We start from the raw sequence: 14,290 nt of genomic DNA, 5'->3' as shown, positions 1-14,290 counted from the left end.
ACGGCTCGGCCTCGACGGTTTCGCGGGACATCAGCTCAACTTTCCGGGCACGATCTGGAGGTAGATCAGGGTGATCACGAAGTTGACCACGAACAGGAGCAGGAACGTGATGACGACCGACTGGTTCACCGCGTCGCCGACGCCCTTCGGGCCGCCGGCCGGGTTGAGCCCGCGATAGGCCGCCACCACCGCCGCGATGAACCCGAAGATCAGGGCCTTGATCTCACCGACCCACAGGTCGGGAAGCTGTGCCAGGGCGGAGAAACTCGCCAGGTAGGCCCCTGGGGTGCCACCCTGCAGGATCACGTTGAAGAAGTAACCGCCGAGCACACCGATCACGCTGACCATACCGTTGAGCAGCAACGCGACCAGCATCGAGGCGAGTACGCGGGGCACGATCAGGCGCTGCACCGCGGAAACCCCGAGCACCTCCATCGCGTCGATCTCCTCGCGGATGGTGCGCGCGCCGATGTCCGCGCAGATCGCGCTCCCGCCGGCACCGGCGACCAGCAGCGCCGTCACCAGGGGGCTCGCCTGCTGCACGGTCGCCAGCACGCTGCCCGCACCGGTGTAGGACTGCGCGCCGAGCTGGCGGGCGAGTGAGCCGAACTGCAGCGAGATCACCGCGCCGAACGGGACCGCCACGAGCGCGGTGGGCAGGATCGTCACGCTGGCGATGAACCAGGACTGCTGGATGAATTCCCGCATCTGGAACGGCCGCTGGAAGAACCCGCGGATGATGTCCAGCCCGAGGGCGAACAACTTCCCGGTTTCACGCAACATCCCGATGCCGGGAACGGCCTTGGTGGCCGACGAGCTCATGTGCGGTCCTCCGCGGGTTCGCTCTCCTTGACGGTTCGTCCGGTCACTGTCCGCCCTGCCTTGGTCCGCCGTAGCCGTAACGGCCGCCTGGCTTGCCCGGCAACTGGGCCACCTGGTCGGCAGGCAGCTGACCTTGGTGCTGGGGCTGACGCTGGGGCAGCGGTGCCGAACGCTGAGGCTGCGGGTTCGTTGCGCCTTGCGGCGGACCCTGGTGGCGCGAGCCGATGTTGTAGTAGCGCTGCTCTTCCGGTGACAGCGACTGGATGATGCCGTCCTGCGCCGCTCGCGGCAGCGTGTGCAGGCCCCGCATCACTCTGTCCATCCGCCGGCGCGCGCCGGCGCGGTCCGGCAGACCCGGCGTGGGCTTGAGTTGCGGCACGATCCCGCGAACCTCTTCGGTGGAGCCGTCGTGATGACCGGCGGCCGCGTGCGCCTGCTCCCGCGCCATCTGCGCCTGGTCCTTTTCTTCCGACATGCCGATCGGTCCCATCCGGCTGCCGTTGAGGAACTGGCGCACCACCGGCTCGTCCGAGGTCAGCAACACCTCGCGTGGTCCGAACATGACCAGTTCCTTGCGGTAGAGCATGCCGATGTTGTCCGGGACCGTGCGCGCCAGGTTGATGTTGTGCGTGACGATCAGGATCGTCGCGTCGATCTGCGCGTTCAGGTCGACCAGGAGCTGCGAGATGTAGGCGGTGCGCACGGGGTCCAGACCGGAGTCCGGCTCGTCGCACAGGATGATCTCCGGGTCGAGCACGAGCGCGCGAGCCAGGCCGGCCCGCTTGCGCATGCCGCCCGAGATCTCTCCGGGCAGCTTCTTCTCCGCTCCGGCCAGACCGGTCATCTCGAGCTTTTCCAGCGCGATGCGACGGATTTCGGTCTCGGACTTCTTGGTGTGCTCACGCAAGGGAAACGCGACGTTGTCGTAGAGGTTCATCGACCCGAACAGCGCGCCGTCCTGGAACAGCACGCCGAAAAGCTTGCGGGTCTCGTACATCTTGTGCTCGCTGCAACGGACGATGTCCACACCGTTGACCACGCACTTGCCGCGTTCCGGCTTCAGCAGACCGATCATCGACTTCAGGAACACGGACTTGCCGGTTCCCGAAGGACCGAGCATCACCGAAACCTCGCCCGGAGGCAGGGTCAAGGTGACGTCCCGCCAGATGGTCTGCCGGCCGAACGACTTGGTCAATCCCTCGATGACCACCTCGGCACCCATCGCACCTCCCGGAGAGTTACGCCGCGTTGGACTACGCATCATGGACGCGCCGCCCCAAGTCCATACGGCCGCATCACATTGGTGCAACGAGTCCAGCGCGCAAGAGGTTACTTACGAGTTCCGCAAGCCTGTATCCGGGTGCAAAAAAACAGTGGGCGGGTGGGCCATACGGCCCACCCGCCCACTGTGCTTGGGTGCTGGGAGACTACTTGACGCTGACCTTGGCGCCAGCGGCTTCCAGCTTCTCCTTGGCGGCCTCGGCGGCCTCCTTGTCGATCTTCTCCAGCAGGGCCTTCGGGGCGCTCTCCACGAGCTCCTTGGCCTCCTTCAGGCCCAGGCCCGAGACGACCTCGCGGACGACCTTGATGACCTGGATCTTCTTGTCACCGGCGGCCTCGAGGACGACGTCGAACTCGTCCTTCTCCTCCTCGGCGGGGGCGGCGGCAGCGGCGCCCGGGGCGGCCGCGACCGCGACCGGGGCGGCGGCGGTGACGTCGAAGGTGTCCTCGAACTTCTTCAGGAAGTCCGAGAGCTCCAGCAGGGTCATGTCCTTGAAAGCGTCGAGCAGTTCGTCGGTGCTCAGCTTCGCCATGATGGCGTTCCTCTCTTACGGGGTGTTACGGGATGGTTTTCAGCTCTCGGCGGGTGCTTCGGCGGGTTCGGCTCCTTCGCCGCGCTTCTCCTGCAGCGCGGCGGCCAGCCGGGCGAACTGCGTGGCCGGCGCCTGGAAGAGCGCGGCGGCCTGGGACAGCTTCGCCTTCAACGCGCCCGCCGTCTTGGCGAGCAGGACCTCACGACTGTCGAGATCGGCGATCTGACCGATCTCTTCGACGCTGAGGGCGCGGCCATCCATGTAGCCGCCCTTGATCACGAGCGCGTTGTTGTCCTTCGCGAAGTCACGAATCGCCTTCGCGGCATCGACCGGTTCGCCTTCGACGAAAGCGATCGCGGTCGGACCGATGAAGAGCTCGTCGAGACCCTCGATACCGGCGTCCTGGGCGGCACGCTTGACGAGGGTGTTCTTCGCGACCCGGTACTTGGCACTGGTGCCGAGAGCGCGGCGCAGCTGGGACAGCTGGGACACGGAGAGGCCGGTGTACTCGGTGATGACAGTGGCCGAGCTGGTGCGGAACCGGTCCGCGATCTCGGCGACGGCCGCCACCTTGTCGGGCTTCGCCATGGTCGCCTCCTCTCTTGGCTGGTGACCGCCAGCCGGAGGAGCCCCGAAACGACGAACGCCCCGGCGCAGCAGGCGACGGGGCGACAGGCGCGCGCGAAGGCACGCCGAGCCTCGATCCTCCTGCGCGGGCCGTCCGCGAATCGCGGAACCTTCGCTCCTTCGAACCTTGCGGGCTGAAGGAAAACCAGCGGTCTTCGGTAGAACCGTCGTCCAGAATACGCGAGCCTTCCTCCGCAGGTGAGGGTGGGTGGCAAACGGCACCGTCCGGAAACCCGGCGGGGGACGTGTCCCGTGGGCGACCGGGCGGGCATCATGAGCGGGTGGCGGAGCAGGAACCAGAGAAACAGCCGGACGAATCCGACGCCCCCGGCGAAATCGAGCGGGCACAACCGGTGGAGCCGCTGGATCCGGAGCAGTTGCGCCAGTTCCAGCAGTTCCAGCAGTTCCAGGACTATCTGCGGTTCACCGAAGCACAGCGGCAAAACGGCGGTCTCGTGCCGAGCCAGGGTGCTCCGCCGGTGCCTCCGCCCACGGGGCCGCCGCTCGCCCCGCCGCCAGGCTTGCCCTCGCCGCGGCGGAAGATCACCGCCCCGCGCTGGGCGAAGCGTCTCGCGGGCAAGCTGTTGTCGGCGTTGCTGCTCCTGATCGTGCTCGCGATCGCCGGGAAGCTGGTTTACAACTACTTCTTCCCCAGCCAGGACGACAACCGGCCCGCCTCGGAAACCGGAGGCGGGACCTATCACGCGAACAAGATCCTTTCCACCCAGCCGTACGAGGCGGTCCGCACGGTTTACGACGCCATTGCTCAGCGGGACCCGAACCCGGAGGACATGGTCGCGCGAGCGTGTGGCCGTTTCCGCGAAGATGTCCAGCAGAAGTTCGCTGCGGACACGGGTTACCCGGACTGCAGGCAAAGCGTCCTTTCGCTGCACACGCAGGTAAGCGACGTGAACGGTTACGCGGAGTCCATTCCGAGTTACGTGTCCGGCCAGACCGGCGACACGGTCACGATCGATTCGTGTTCTTTCCCGATCAGCGGCGGTCCCGCTCTGGGCGTTTTCGTCGTCTCGAAGGTCGACAAGGGCCAATGGCTGATCACCGGCCACGAACGGGGGCCGACGACATGCCCCGTTCCCAGCACTCCACCGACGACTTCCTGACCGTTGAAGGGCCCGGCATCACGAGCGATGCCGGGCCCTTCAACGGTGGTACAGCGGATCTCAGGCGGTCGCGTCCTCGGCGAGGAGGTTGCGGGTGCGAGCCGGGTCGACCGGCACGCCCGGGCCCATCGTGGTGGAGAAGGTCACCTTCTTCACGTAACGGCCCTTGGCGGCGGACGGCTTCGCACGCAGGATCTCGTCGAGCGCGGCGGCGTAGTTCTCCACCAGTTTGTCGGCGTCGAACGACGTCTTGCCGATCACCAGGTGCAGGTTCGCCTGCTTGTCCACGCGGAAGTTGATCTTCCCGCCCTTGATGTCGGCGACGGCCTTGGCGACCGCCGGGGTCACCGTGCCGGTCTTCGGGTTCGGCATCAGGCCACGCGGGCCGAGGATGCGGGCGATCCGGCCGACCTTGGCCATCTGGTCCGGAGTCGCGATCGCGGCGTCGAAGTCGAGCCAGCCACCCTGGATGCGCTCGATCAGATCGTCGCTGCCGACCACGTCCGCGCCGGCCGCCTCGGCCTCGGCGGCCTTGTCGCCCACGGCGAACACGATCACGCGGGCGGTCTTGCCGGTACCGTGCGGCAGGTTCACGGTGCCGCGGACCATCTGGTCGGCCTTACGGGGGTCGACCCCGAGACGCATGGCCACCTCGACCGTAGCGTCCATCTTCGTCTTGGAAGTCTCCTTCGCCAGCTTCGCGGCCTCGAGCGGCGCGTACAGCCGCTCCCGGTCGATCAGCTCGGCGGCCTCGCGGTAGGCCTTGCTGCGCTTTGCCATGCTTCTGTCCTTCGGATCAGTGTGGTGACGGGCCAGCGCCTGGCCCTCCCACGGTGGTTCTGAACGGGAGGAAGGGCTCTTTACTACGGATAGTCCGTAGTAAATCCGCCTTGCTCGCCTTATTCGACCGTGATGCCCATCGAGCGGGCGGTGCCGGCGATGATCTTGGCGGCCTGGTCGATGTCGTGGGCGTTGAGGTCGCTCTTCTTGGTTTCGGCGATCTCGCGCACCTGGTCCCAGGTCACCTTGGCGACCTTGGTCTTGTGCGGCTCGCCGGAGCCCTTCTCCACACCGGCGGCCTTCAGCAGGAGCTTCGCGGCCGGCGGGGTCTTGAGTTTGAAGTCGAACGACCGGTCTTCGTACACGGAGATCTCGACCGGCACCACGTTGCCGCGCTGCGACTCGGTCGCGGCGTTGTAGGCCTTGCAGAACTCCATGATGTTGACGCCGTGCTGGCCCAGCGCTGGGCCGACCGGCGGGGCCGGGTTCGCGGCACCCGCCTGAATCTGCAGCTTGATGATCGCCGCAAGCTTCTTCTTCTTGGGTGGCATTCCTGTTCCTCTTCGCTACAACGATCCCCCGCGCACCTGCCAGCGGCGGGGGCCAACGGCCACCGGGGCGACCGTCAGATCTTGGAGACCTGGTTGAACGACAGCTCGACCGGCGTCTCCCGGCCGAAGATCGACACCAGCACCTTCAGCTTCTGCGCGTCCGCGTTGACCTCGCTGATCGTCGCGGGCAGCGTGGCGAACGGGCCGTCCATGACGGTCACCGACTCGCCGACCTCGAAGTCCACCTCGACCGGGGTGCCGCCCAGCGCGGCCTCCGCCGAGGCGGCCTCGCCCTTCGCCTTGGCGGGCGCGGCCTTGGCCACCTTGGGCGCGAGGAACTTGAGCACCTCGTCGACGGTCAACGGTGAGGGCTTGGAGGTGGCGCCGACGAACCCGGTCACGCCGGGGGTGTTGCGCACGGCACTCCACGAGGCGTCGTTGAGCTCCATCCGGACCAGGATGTAGCCGGGAAGCACCTTGCGCTGTACCTGCTTGCGCTGGCCGTTCTTGATCTCGGTGACCTCCTCGGTGGGCACCTCGATCTGGAAGATGTAGTCCTCGACGTCCAGGGTCTGCGTCCGGGTCTCGAGGTTGTTCTTGACCTTGTTCTCGTAACCGGCGTACGAATGCACGACGTACCACTCGCCCGGCAGCGACCGCAGTTCCTTGCGGAGCTTGGCGACCGGGTCGTCCTCGGCCGGTTCGGGCTCACCGGCGACCGCGTCCTGCTCGAGGTCGGCCTGTGCCTCGACCGGCTCGTCGTACTCTTGGCCGGCTGCTACGCCGTTCTCGGAGGTCACGTTCCGTCCTCTCAGTTGCTCGTGGTGTTCGTGCTGGCCCGCGCCGGTGGCGCTCAGCCGAACAGCCAGAACACGCCCTTGCGGAACGCGAAGTCCAGCAAATAGACCAACGCGACCATGAAGGCCACGAAGACCAGCACCACGGTGGTGTAGGTGACCATCTGCTTGCGTGTCGGCCAGATGACCTTGCGCAGCTCCGCCCACACCTCGCGGATGAACCGCATCAGCCTCGCCAGCGGCGAGGTCTTCTTCTGCCGGCGATCCCGCTTGGGGGTCGCCCGCCCCTTCTTCACGGTCTCGGTGGACTCCGTGGAGGAGGCCCCCCGGACCGCGGGCCGGGCCTTGCCTGCTTCCTTGGCCGTGGCCTTGCCCGCCGGGCGCGCGGAGGCGCGGCGCTCACGCCGAGCCGCGGCGGTGACCGGCCGGGAGGCCCGCTTGGGCTCCTGGTCCTTCTCGCCGCTGGCGTCGCTGTCGCTCACGACCACTCCTCCGTGTTTACTGTGTTCCCGGAAGACCGATCGAAGCGCCCGGCTGCGGGCGAACCTCGTGCCACCCTCGATCGCCGGTACCGGGCTGCCGCCCGGCCTCGACCGCTCTTCCGCTGCACCGCCTATGTCGACGCAGGGGTGACAGGACTTGAACCTGCAACCTGCGGTTTTGGAGACCGCTGCTCTGCCATTTGAGCTACACCCCTTCGAGCGTGACTTCCGCTCGTCGGACGCCCTTCACCAACCCCACCAGGCGGGTGGAGTGAAGCGCCGGACGTCCCAGTTTCGGCAGTCTACGGCAAGCCGTGCGCGCCCCCGCAACCGAGCCTCCCCAGCCCCCGTTTTCCCCCTCTCCGTGCCCGCCCGCGCTACTGCCGCGGTCCCGTGCCCTGGGTGCTTGACCAGCCGCCACGCGTGTCACCATGACAGGTATGAGTTCTCCCGTGACCATCACCGACCGTCCCCGTATCTCGGCCCGCATCGCCGCCATCACCCCGTCGGCGACCCTCGCCGTGGACGCGAAGGTCAAGGAACTCAAGGCCCAGGGACGCCCGGTGATCGGCTTCGGCGCGGGACAACCCGACTTCCCCACCCCCGACTATGTCGTGGAGGCCGCCGCCGCCGCGGTGCGGGACCGTGCCAACCACGGCTACACGGCCGCCGCGGGGCTGCCGGAGCTGCGCGAGGCCATCGCGGCCAAGACGCTGCGTGACTCCGCCTTCGAAGTGACGCCGTCGCAGGTGCTGGTGACCAACGGCGGGAAGCAGGCGGTTTATTCCGCGTTCGCGACGCTGCTCGACCCCGGCGACGAGGTGCTGCTCCTGGCGCCGTACTGGACCACGTACCCGGAGTCGATCAAGCTCGCCGGCGGGGTCCCGGTGCAGGTCACCGCGGACGAGTCCACCGGCTACCTGGCCGGTGTCGAGCAACTGGAGGCCGCGCGCACCGCGCGCACCAAGGTCCTGTTGTTCAACTCCCCGTCCAACCCGACCGGGGCGGTCTACCCGCGCGAACACATCGAGGCCATCGGTCGGTGGGCGTACGAGCACGGCATCTGGGTGATCACCGACGAGATCTACGAGCACCTGGTCTACGACGGCGCGGAGAACCACTCACTGCCCGTGGTGGTGCCCGAAATGGCCGACCGGACCCTGGTGCTCAACGGCGTGGCGAAGACGTACTCGATGACCGGCTGGCGGGTCGGCTGGATCATCGGCCCGCAGGACGTGATCAAGGCCGCGTCGAGCTACCAGACGCACCTGTGCGGCAACGTCGCCAACGTTTCGCAACGCGCCGCGCTGGCCGCCGTCGCCGGACCGCTGGACGTCGTACACCAGATGCGCGCGGCGTTCGACGTCCGCCGCAAGCGGATCGTGTCCCTGCTCTCGGACATCCCCGGCGTCGACTGCCCGACCCCTCAGGGCGCGTTCTATGCCTACCCCTCGGTGAAGGCGGCGCTGGGAAAGGAAATCCGCGGCGAGCGCCCGTCGGACACCCTGGAACTGGCCGACCTCATCCTGCGTGAGGCCGAGGTGGCGGTCGTGCCGGGCGAGGCGTTCGGAACACCGGGCTACTTCCGGTTCTCCTACGCGCTGGCCGAGGCCGACCTGGTCGAAGGGGTCACGCGGGTCGGAAACCTCCTGGCCGAGGCGAAGTAATCCCGGTTCCAGCCGGAATCAAAGGTCTCCGCACCGTTTCGCGCTGCCCGGAAAGGCTTTTCCGGGCAGCGCGGACACCCTGTTGGCAAAGGGCCAGATCACCCGAGCCGGGAATCTTTCCGGCAGACGACGCGTGTCACCCAATCGGCCAATGATGGGCCGGTCTTGAATCGCGTACAAACGACATCGTGGCAAGCAAAGGCAGTGGCGGTCTGGTCCTGGTCGTGATCGTGGCGAGCCTGATCGGGTTCGGATACGTCAAGTCCCAGCACGGCTCGTCGGCCTCGCCGCCGGACTCGCCGGGTTCGGACACGGGCAACGGCACCGGCCGCTACGTGGCGCTCGGCGATTCGTACACCTCCTCGCCGAAGACGGGCGGCCAGGCCGGGAAACCGGCGGGATGCGATCGGTCGGACAACAACTATCCGCACCTGGTGGCCGCTCAGATCAAGCCCGCCGAATTCGCGGACGTGAGTTGCAGTGGCGCGACGACCGCGAACATGACCGCCTCCCAGCAAACGCGGGACGGCACCAACCCGCCGCAACTGGACGCGCTGAACGCCGCCACGACCCTGGTCACCCTCGGGATCGGCGGCAACGATGTCGGCTTCATCAGTCTCGCGCGCGAGTGCGCGACGACCGACCGGAACGCCTCGCCCTGCAAGCAGCGGCTGGACGCCGGCGGTCACGACCAGCTCGCCGAACGGATCGCCGCCACCGCGCCCAAGATCGCCGACGTGCTGACCAGGATCCACGCCAAGGCGCCCAAGGCGCGGATCGTGGTGGTCGGCTACCCCACCGCGCTGCCCGACGGCAACGGTTGCTGGCCGTTCCTCCCGCTCGGCGCCGACGATGTCGCCTACCTGCGCGAGTCGGAAGCCAAGATGAACGACATGCTGGCGAAACAGGCGAAGACCCATCAGGCAGGCTTCGCCGATACCGCCAGGCCGAGCAAGGGCCACGACATGTGCACGAAATCCGGCACGAAGTGGGTGGAGGATCTCATCCCGACCTCGCCCGCGGAATCCCTGCATCCCAACGCGAAGGGCGAGCGCGCGATGGCCGACGCCGTGCTCGGAGTGATCCGCTGACGATCGGGTGTGCGCCACGCCGGTGATCGACTACGGCGTGCCCCGATAAGGTGGACCGGACCGGGTAAGGGTGTTCCGGGGAACACCAGCGCCGAGGGGTTTCCGCAGGCAGCGAACGGTAGCCTGCTGGGGTGCCATTGGATCAGTCGTTCATCGGGCGGACCTACCCGCCGACAAGCACGTACTCGGTCGGTCGCGAGAAGATCAGGGAGTTCGCCGACGCGATCGGGGACGGCAACGCGCTCTACCACGACCCGGAGGCGGCCCGCGCGGCCGGCTATCCGGACGTCATCGCTCCCCCGACGTTCCTGACCGTGATCAACCTCGCGGCGATCAACAAGATCGCCGAGGATCCCGAGCTGGGGATGGACTACTCGCGCATGGTCCACGGCGACCAGTCCTTCCAACACGTCAGGCCCGTGCACGCCGGCGACGAGCTGCGCCTCACCACCCGGATCGAGGACATCATGGCCCGGGCGGGCAACGACTTCCTGACCGTGACAGCCGAGATCACGGACACCGACGGCGCCCTCGTCTGCACCACCCGCGCTCAACTCGTGGTCCGAGGGGAGGCCGCATGAGCTACAAGGCCGGTGAAGAGCTGCCCGCGCTCCAGGTGCGGGTGACCAGGGACCGCTTGGTCCGCTACGCGGGCGCGTCGCTGGACTTCAACCCGATCCACTGGAACGAACGGTTCGCCAAGGATGTCGGGCTGCCGGACGTGATCGCGCACGGCATGCTGACCATGGCGCTGGGAGCCCGGCTGGTCACCGACTGGCTCGGCGATCCCGGCCGCCTGGTGTCCTACAGCGTCCGGTTCACCCGGCCGGTCGTGGTGCCGGACGGGGACGAGGGCGCTCTCGTCGAGTTCACCGGCAAGGTGGGCGAGGTGCGCGACGACGGCACCGCCCGGGTCGACATCATCGCGAAGTTCGACGGGAAGACGGTGCTGGGCAAGGCCGGCGCCGTGGTCCGCTGATTCCCCGGAGGGGAGCCGGCTCGAAGTCGGCTCCCCTCCGGGTCGTGGCCACGCGGAAAAGCCGCTCCCCGAAACGGGAAGCGGCCGTAAGCGACGGTGCGAGCTAGCGGGTTTCCTTGTGGACCCGGTGCGTACCGCAGTTCGGGCAGAACTTCTTCATCTCCAGGCGATCCGGGTTGTTACGCCGGTTCTTCTTGGTGATGTAGTTGCGGTGCTTGCACTCCTCGCACGCCAGCGTGATCTTCGGTCGCACGTCGGTGGCAGCCACAGCCAAAGCCTCTCTCTCAACCAACCCGTACCGGGTCAGCGTTCACCAACCCCACACCCAACCCGCACCGGACCGAAAAACCCGCGCCGGACTGGGGGTCCAGGGGGCTCGCCCCCTGGCCGGGGTCCGGGGGCCGGGCCCCCGGTGTAACGGCGGAGCGACCCGGTCCGCGCTTTCCGCGGACACAGTTCGCCCAGTCGCGTAGCGGTGGCCGGACTTGAACCGGCGACACAGCGATTATGAGCCGCTTGCTCTGCCAACTGAGCTACACCGCCCAACACCCGCCCACCGCCCGAGGGTCCAGGGGTCCTGCCCCTGGCGGGGGTCTGGGGAGGCTTCCCCAGAGGGTATTGCGAAGGAATCACATCCACACCTTCGCGTGGACAGACTACACCCTCTCGCGAGCCCCTTTACGGAATCGAACCGTAGACCTTCTCCTTACCATGGAGACGCTCTGCCGACTGAGCTAAAGGGGCGGACCGAGGCCGTAACCTCGAAGCCTGGAAAAGATTACACAATCCTCCCAGGCACCTTCCCACCGGGGGGTCGGTTGCCGCCCACGCTCCCGGCGTACCGCAGGTCAGGTCAGCAACGTCAGCACCATCTCGGTGTGCCGCCCCGGTGAACGGGCCGTCCGCGCCTGCAACCAGGCCTCGAGCCGGTCCTCGGCCAAAGGCCGGGAGATCAGGTAGCCCTGCGCGACGTCACAGCCCATCGCCTCCAGCTGGTCACGCGCGATGTCCTCCTCGACACCCTCGGCGACCACGGTCAGCCCGAGCGAATGCCCCAGCTCGACGATCGACCGGACCACCGCGAGGTCGCCGAGGTCGGTGCCCATGCCCAGCACGAAACTCTTGTCGATCTTGACTTCGTCGACCGGAAGCTGCCGCAGGTAGGCCAGCGACGAGTAGCCGGTGCCGAAGTCGTCGACCGCGAGGACGATGCCCAGCGCGTGCAGCTCCCGCAGGATCGGCAGGGCCTTCTGCGGGTCCGCCATCACCCCGGACTCGGTGAGCTCGAACGTGAGCAGTTCGGGTGGCACCTCGAACCGCTTCAGCGCCGCCTCCACCCTGCCCGGGAAGTCCCGGTCGGCCAGGCTGCGCACGGACAGGTTCACCGCGACCGACATCCGCAGGCCCTCGTCCATCCACTTGCGCACGCGGATCAGCGCCTGCTCCAGCACGAACCCGGTGAGCACGCCGACCAGCCCGGCCGCCTCCACCGCGGGCACGAACTCGTCCGGGTCGAGCCGGCCGAACTCCGGGTGCTGCCAGCGCACCAGCGCCTCGACCCCGAGTACCTGCCTGCTCGGCAGCGAGATCTTGGGCTGGTAGTGCACGCTGACCTGGCCCTCTTCGATGGCCTGGCGGAACTGGGTCACCATCTGGAACCGCCGCAGGAAGATCTGCCCCATGCTCGGGACGTAGCCGCGGACCTCCTCGCCCCCTCGCGTGGCCCGCACGGCCACATCGGCGCGCTGGAGCAACGTGTCCACGTCGACGGTTTCCGCGCTGCCCTCGTCGGACGGCGACTCCGACGCGCACGGCACCGCGTAGCCGACCATCGCGTTGGCCTCGACGGTGAGCCGGTCGACCGGGTACGGCTCGGAAAGCTCGGCCCGTAGCCGTTCCGCCGTCTCGTGGACCCACGGCCCCTGCGACCCGACGATCAACGCGGCGAACGACGCGCCCTCGAGCCGGGCCAGGGGGACGTCGGGGCCGAGCGCGTCGCGGATGCGCCTGCCCGCGGCGATCACCATGCGGTCGGCCCACACGTAGCCGAGCGCGTCACTGACCGTGGAGAAGACGTCGAGATCGACCCTCAGCACGGCGATGTCCGTGCGGTCCCGCACCGGTTCCCGGACCACTTGACGGAAACCGGGCCGGTTGAGCAAGCCGGTCAGCGGATCGTGATAAGCGTCATGCCGGAGGGTGGCGAGCAGGCGGCGGTTGTCCAGCGCGGTCGCCAGGTGACTGGCCATGGTGCCGAGCAACTGCACGTCGTACTTGCCGAAACCACGCCATCGCGACAACCGGTCGTGCGCCTCGACGACACCGAGCAGTTGGTTGGCGCTGCGCAGCGGAACGACGAGCGCCTCCTGGGCACCTCGTTCGAGCAGCGCGCCCGCCACTTCGGAACTGGCCTCGGTGATGCGGAAATGCCGGACGTGCGAGCTGGGCAGCCGGACCAACGGGTCGTCGCTCGCCGTGGTCGTGGACGAGAGCGGGTCCCCCGCGACGACGGTGCGCAGTGGCGCGGTCTGGTCCAGCCGGAGCCGGAGGACGACCCTGGCCGCGGAAAGCTGGTCCTTGATCCGTTCCGCGATGGTCGCCCACTCGCTGACGTTCACCCCACCGGCGAGATCGTCCGTGCGGGAAGCCGGCCGTGCCGCGGCCTGCTGACCCGAACGCGCCACCATCAGGCTCACGTCGGAAAGCGCTTCCATGTCGCGCTGTTCGCGCAGCAGATCCGAATATGCCCAGTAGAGGGCGGAAAGTCCGAGGAAGACCGCGAGCACGAGCGGCCAGGCGTGGGTGGCTCCGGCGATCACCAGGTATCCGCTCAGCCCGACCGAGGCGTTGACGAACCCGACCACCAGGATCCGTCCGGTCAGCCGCAACGCGGTGCCGACCCGCATCCGCCGGCGCAGCACCCGGACCGCGGCCAGCGCGAGCAGGGTGCTCGCCAGTGGCGCGGTCAGCGTGCCGGCGAGCGCGGCGGGCCAGGTCATCGTGGTGCTGCCCATGATCCGCTGGACCAGACCAGCCACGGCGAACGCGCTGGTGATCTCCAGCAGGAAGGCCCCGGCGTTGTAGAGCACGCGTCCGGAGACCCGCCGTACCACCAGCGTGCTGATCCCGGCGAGCAGGTGCGCGGCGAGCACCACCTCGAACGGCGCCACGAAGAATCCGATGACCAGCGGGATCTCGGTGAAGGAAATGGTCCAGGAGATACCGCTGCGGACATCGACGTTGATGCCCAGCTGCTCGGCGAGCAGGAACGACACCGCGAGGACCGGACCTATCCACCAGAGTCCGGCGCCGGCGCGGAAAGGCAGCCAAAGCAGGGAAACCGCCACCGCCGCCGCGATTCCGGAAGCGAGCACGGTCAGTGTGTAGGTCCGGAAGCGCCGTTCGTCGGCCCCCAGCCGGTCCGCCCGCCGTGGCCCGGCGCCGGTGTCGTCGGCTGCGGCCGGGACGGAAACGACGGCATCACCATCGTGGTCCGGCATGCAACCTCCTTCCCACCCGTTCGCCCCAGTAGTGCACCTCGCCCGATCACCCGCGCTTC

General features: G+C 68.0%; 15 protein-coding genes and 3 tRNA genes. 5 read left to right on the top strand and 13 right to left on the bottom strand.

Going from position 1 to position 14,290, the window contains the following annotated elements; all coding sequences use genetic code 11:
- Nucleotides 1–30: 30 nt before the first annotated feature.
- From ACFSXZ_RS38595 to rplJ, 4 genes are all read right to left on the bottom strand, one after another.
- Nucleotides 31–783 (bottom strand): MlaE family ABC transporter permease, encoded by a 753-nt coding sequence (locus tag ACFSXZ_RS38595; protein WP_378271368.1) that lies wholly within the window; start codon nucleotides 781–783, stop codon nucleotides 31–33.
- 82 nt (nucleotides 784–865) lie between these two features.
- A complete protein-coding gene (locus ACFSXZ_RS38590; protein ID WP_378271246.1) occupies nucleotides 866–2,044 on the bottom strand; it encodes an ATP-binding cassette domain-containing protein in 1,179 nt (392 codons plus the stop codon).
- Nucleotides 2,045–2,249: 205 nt separating this feature from the next.
- Entirely contained in the window at nucleotides 2,250–2,636 is a 387-nt protein-coding gene (gene rplL / locus ACFSXZ_RS38585) for a 50S ribosomal protein L7/L12 (protein ID WP_378271245.1), read from the bottom strand.
- A 39-nt stretch (nucleotides 2,637–2,675) separates the two neighbouring features.
- Nucleotides 2,676–3,224, bottom strand: a complete 549-nt coding sequence (gene rplJ, locus ACFSXZ_RS38580; protein WP_378271243.1) for a 50S ribosomal protein L10 — start codon at nucleotides 3,222–3,224, stop codon at nucleotides 2,676–2,678.
- 320 nt (nucleotides 3,225–3,544) lie between these two features.
- Between rplJ and ACFSXZ_RS38575 the strand changes: the two genes are divergently transcribed.
- Entirely contained in the window at nucleotides 3,545–4,384 is an 840-nt protein-coding gene (locus tag ACFSXZ_RS38575; protein ID WP_378271241.1) for a hypothetical protein, read from the top strand.
- A gap of 60 nt (nucleotides 4,385–4,444) precedes the next feature.
- On the opposite strand, the gene rplA is transcribed toward ACFSXZ_RS38575, so the two are convergent.
- The 5 genes from rplA to ACFSXZ_RS38550 all read right to left on the bottom strand — a co-directional run bounded on the left by rplA (nucleotide 4,445) and on the right by ACFSXZ_RS38550 (nucleotide 7,209).
- Nucleotides 4,445–5,164, bottom strand: a complete 720-nt coding sequence (rplA, locus tag ACFSXZ_RS38570) for a 50S ribosomal protein L1 (RefSeq protein WP_378271240.1) — start codon at nucleotides 5,162–5,164, stop codon at nucleotides 4,445–4,447.
- A 119-nt stretch (nucleotides 5,165–5,283) separates the two neighbouring features.
- Nucleotides 5,284–5,715, bottom strand: a complete 432-nt coding sequence (rplK, locus tag ACFSXZ_RS38565) for a 50S ribosomal protein L11 (RefSeq protein ID WP_139095431.1) — start codon at nucleotides 5,713–5,715, stop codon at nucleotides 5,284–5,286.
- 74 nt (nucleotides 5,716–5,789) lie between these two features.
- A complete protein-coding gene (gene nusG / locus ACFSXZ_RS38560; RefSeq protein ID WP_378271366.1) occupies nucleotides 5,790–6,584 on the bottom strand; it encodes a transcription termination/antitermination protein NusG in 795 nt (264 codons plus the stop codon).
- Complete coding sequence (secE, locus tag ACFSXZ_RS38555) at nucleotides 6,569–7,000, bottom strand: preprotein translocase subunit SecE (protein ID WP_378271239.1); 432 nt, start codon at nucleotides 6,998–7,000, stop codon at nucleotides 6,569–6,571. The genes nusG and secE overlap by 16 nt, the downstream gene beginning before the upstream one ends.
- Before the next feature lie 136 nt (nucleotides 7,001–7,136).
- Nucleotides 7,137–7,209, bottom strand: a tRNA-Trp gene (locus tag ACFSXZ_RS38550).
- A 225-nt stretch (nucleotides 7,210–7,434) separates the two neighbouring features.
- On the opposite strand from ACFSXZ_RS38550, the gene ACFSXZ_RS38545 reads away from it, so the two are divergent.
- From ACFSXZ_RS38545 to ACFSXZ_RS38530, 4 genes are all read left to right on the top strand, one after another.
- A complete protein-coding gene (locus ACFSXZ_RS38545) occupies nucleotides 7,435–8,661 on the top strand; it encodes a pyridoxal phosphate-dependent aminotransferase (protein WP_378271237.1) in 1,227 nt (408 codons plus the stop codon).
- 188 nt (nucleotides 8,662–8,849) lie between these two features.
- Nucleotides 8,850–9,752 carry an SGNH/GDSL hydrolase family protein gene (locus tag ACFSXZ_RS38540; RefSeq protein WP_378271235.1) on the top strand — a complete coding sequence of 301 codons (903 nt, stop codon included), beginning with the start codon at nucleotides 8,850–8,852 and terminating at the stop codon, nucleotides 9,750–9,752.
- Between the two features lie 131 nt (nucleotides 9,753–9,883).
- The gene (locus ACFSXZ_RS38535; protein WP_378271233.1) at nucleotides 9,884–10,333 is read left to right on the top strand and encodes a MaoC family dehydratase N-terminal domain-containing protein; all 450 of its coding nucleotides are present in this window, start codon (nucleotides 9,884–9,886) and stop codon (nucleotides 10,331–10,333) included.
- Nucleotides 10,330–10,731, top strand: coding sequence for a MaoC family dehydratase (locus tag ACFSXZ_RS38530; RefSeq protein ID WP_378271231.1), 402 nt, complete (start codon nucleotides 10,330–10,332; stop codon nucleotides 10,729–10,731). The genes ACFSXZ_RS38535 and ACFSXZ_RS38530 overlap by 4 nt, the downstream gene beginning before the upstream one ends.
- Nucleotides 10,732–10,834: 103 nt before the next feature.
- On the opposite strand, the gene rpmG is transcribed toward ACFSXZ_RS38530, so the two are convergent.
- The 4 genes from rpmG to ACFSXZ_RS38510 form a co-directional block, all read right to left on the bottom strand.
- Nucleotides 10,835–10,999, bottom strand: coding sequence for a 50S ribosomal protein L33 (gene rpmG / locus ACFSXZ_RS38525; RefSeq protein ID WP_092535388.1), 165 nt, complete (start codon nucleotides 10,997–10,999; stop codon nucleotides 10,835–10,837).
- Between the two features lie 202 nt (nucleotides 11,000–11,201).
- Nucleotides 11,202–11,274: transfer RNA gene (locus ACFSXZ_RS38520), tRNA-Met, on the bottom strand.
- A 128-nt stretch (nucleotides 11,275–11,402) separates the two neighbouring features.
- Nucleotides 11,403–11,475, bottom strand: a tRNA-Thr gene (locus ACFSXZ_RS38515).
- Between the two features lie 104 nt (nucleotides 11,476–11,579).
- On the bottom strand, nucleotides 11,580–14,231 hold the full coding sequence (locus tag ACFSXZ_RS38510; RefSeq protein WP_378271230.1) for a putative bifunctional diguanylate cyclase/phosphodiesterase: 2,652 nt from the start codon (nucleotides 14,229–14,231) through the stop codon (nucleotides 11,580–11,582).
- Nucleotides 14,232–14,290 lie beyond the last annotated feature (59 nt).

It is taken from the genome of Amycolatopsis pigmentata (assembly GCF_042684065.1).
Lineage (GTDB): Bacteria > Actinomycetota > Actinomycetes > Mycobacteriales > Pseudonocardiaceae > Amycolatopsis_E > Amycolatopsis_E pigmentata.
The sequence above is the reverse complement of the archived record's forward strand: the minus strand, read 5'-3'. Positions and strand labels throughout refer to the sequence as shown.

Coding starts and splice junctions, on each gene's coding strand:
- ACFSXZ_RS38530 (WP_378271231.1), top strand. CDS start 10,330: ATGAGCTACAAGGCCGGTGAAGAGCTGCCCGCGCTCCAGGTGCGGGTG.
- rplK (WP_139095431.1), bottom strand. CDS start 5,715: ATGCCACCCAAGAAGAAGAAGCTTGCGGCGATCATCAAGCTGCAGATT.
- ACFSXZ_RS38545 (WP_378271237.1), top strand. CDS start 7,435: ATGAGTTCTCCCGTGACCATCACCGACCGTCCCCGTATCTCGGCCCGC.
- rplA (WP_378271240.1), bottom strand. CDS start 5,164: ATGGCAAAGCGCAGCAAGGCCTACCGCGAGGCCGCCGAGCTGATCGAC.
- ACFSXZ_RS38510 (WP_378271230.1), bottom strand. CDS start 14,231: ATGCCGGACCACGATGGTGATGCCGTCGTTTCCGTCCCGGCCGCAGCC.
- rplL (WP_378271245.1), bottom strand. CDS start 2,636: ATGGCGAAGCTGAGCACCGACGAACTGCTCGACGCTTTCAAGGACATG.
- ACFSXZ_RS38590 (WP_378271246.1), bottom strand. CDS start 2,044: ATGGGTGCCGAGGTGGTCATCGAGGGATTGACCAAGTCGTTCGGCCGG.
- rplJ (WP_378271243.1), bottom strand. CDS start 3,224: ATGGCGAAGCCCGACAAGGTGGCGGCCGTCGCCGAGATCGCGGACCGG.
- ACFSXZ_RS38595 (WP_378271368.1), bottom strand. CDS start 783: ATGTTGCGTGAAACCGGGAAGTTGTTCGCCCTCGGGCTGGACATCATC.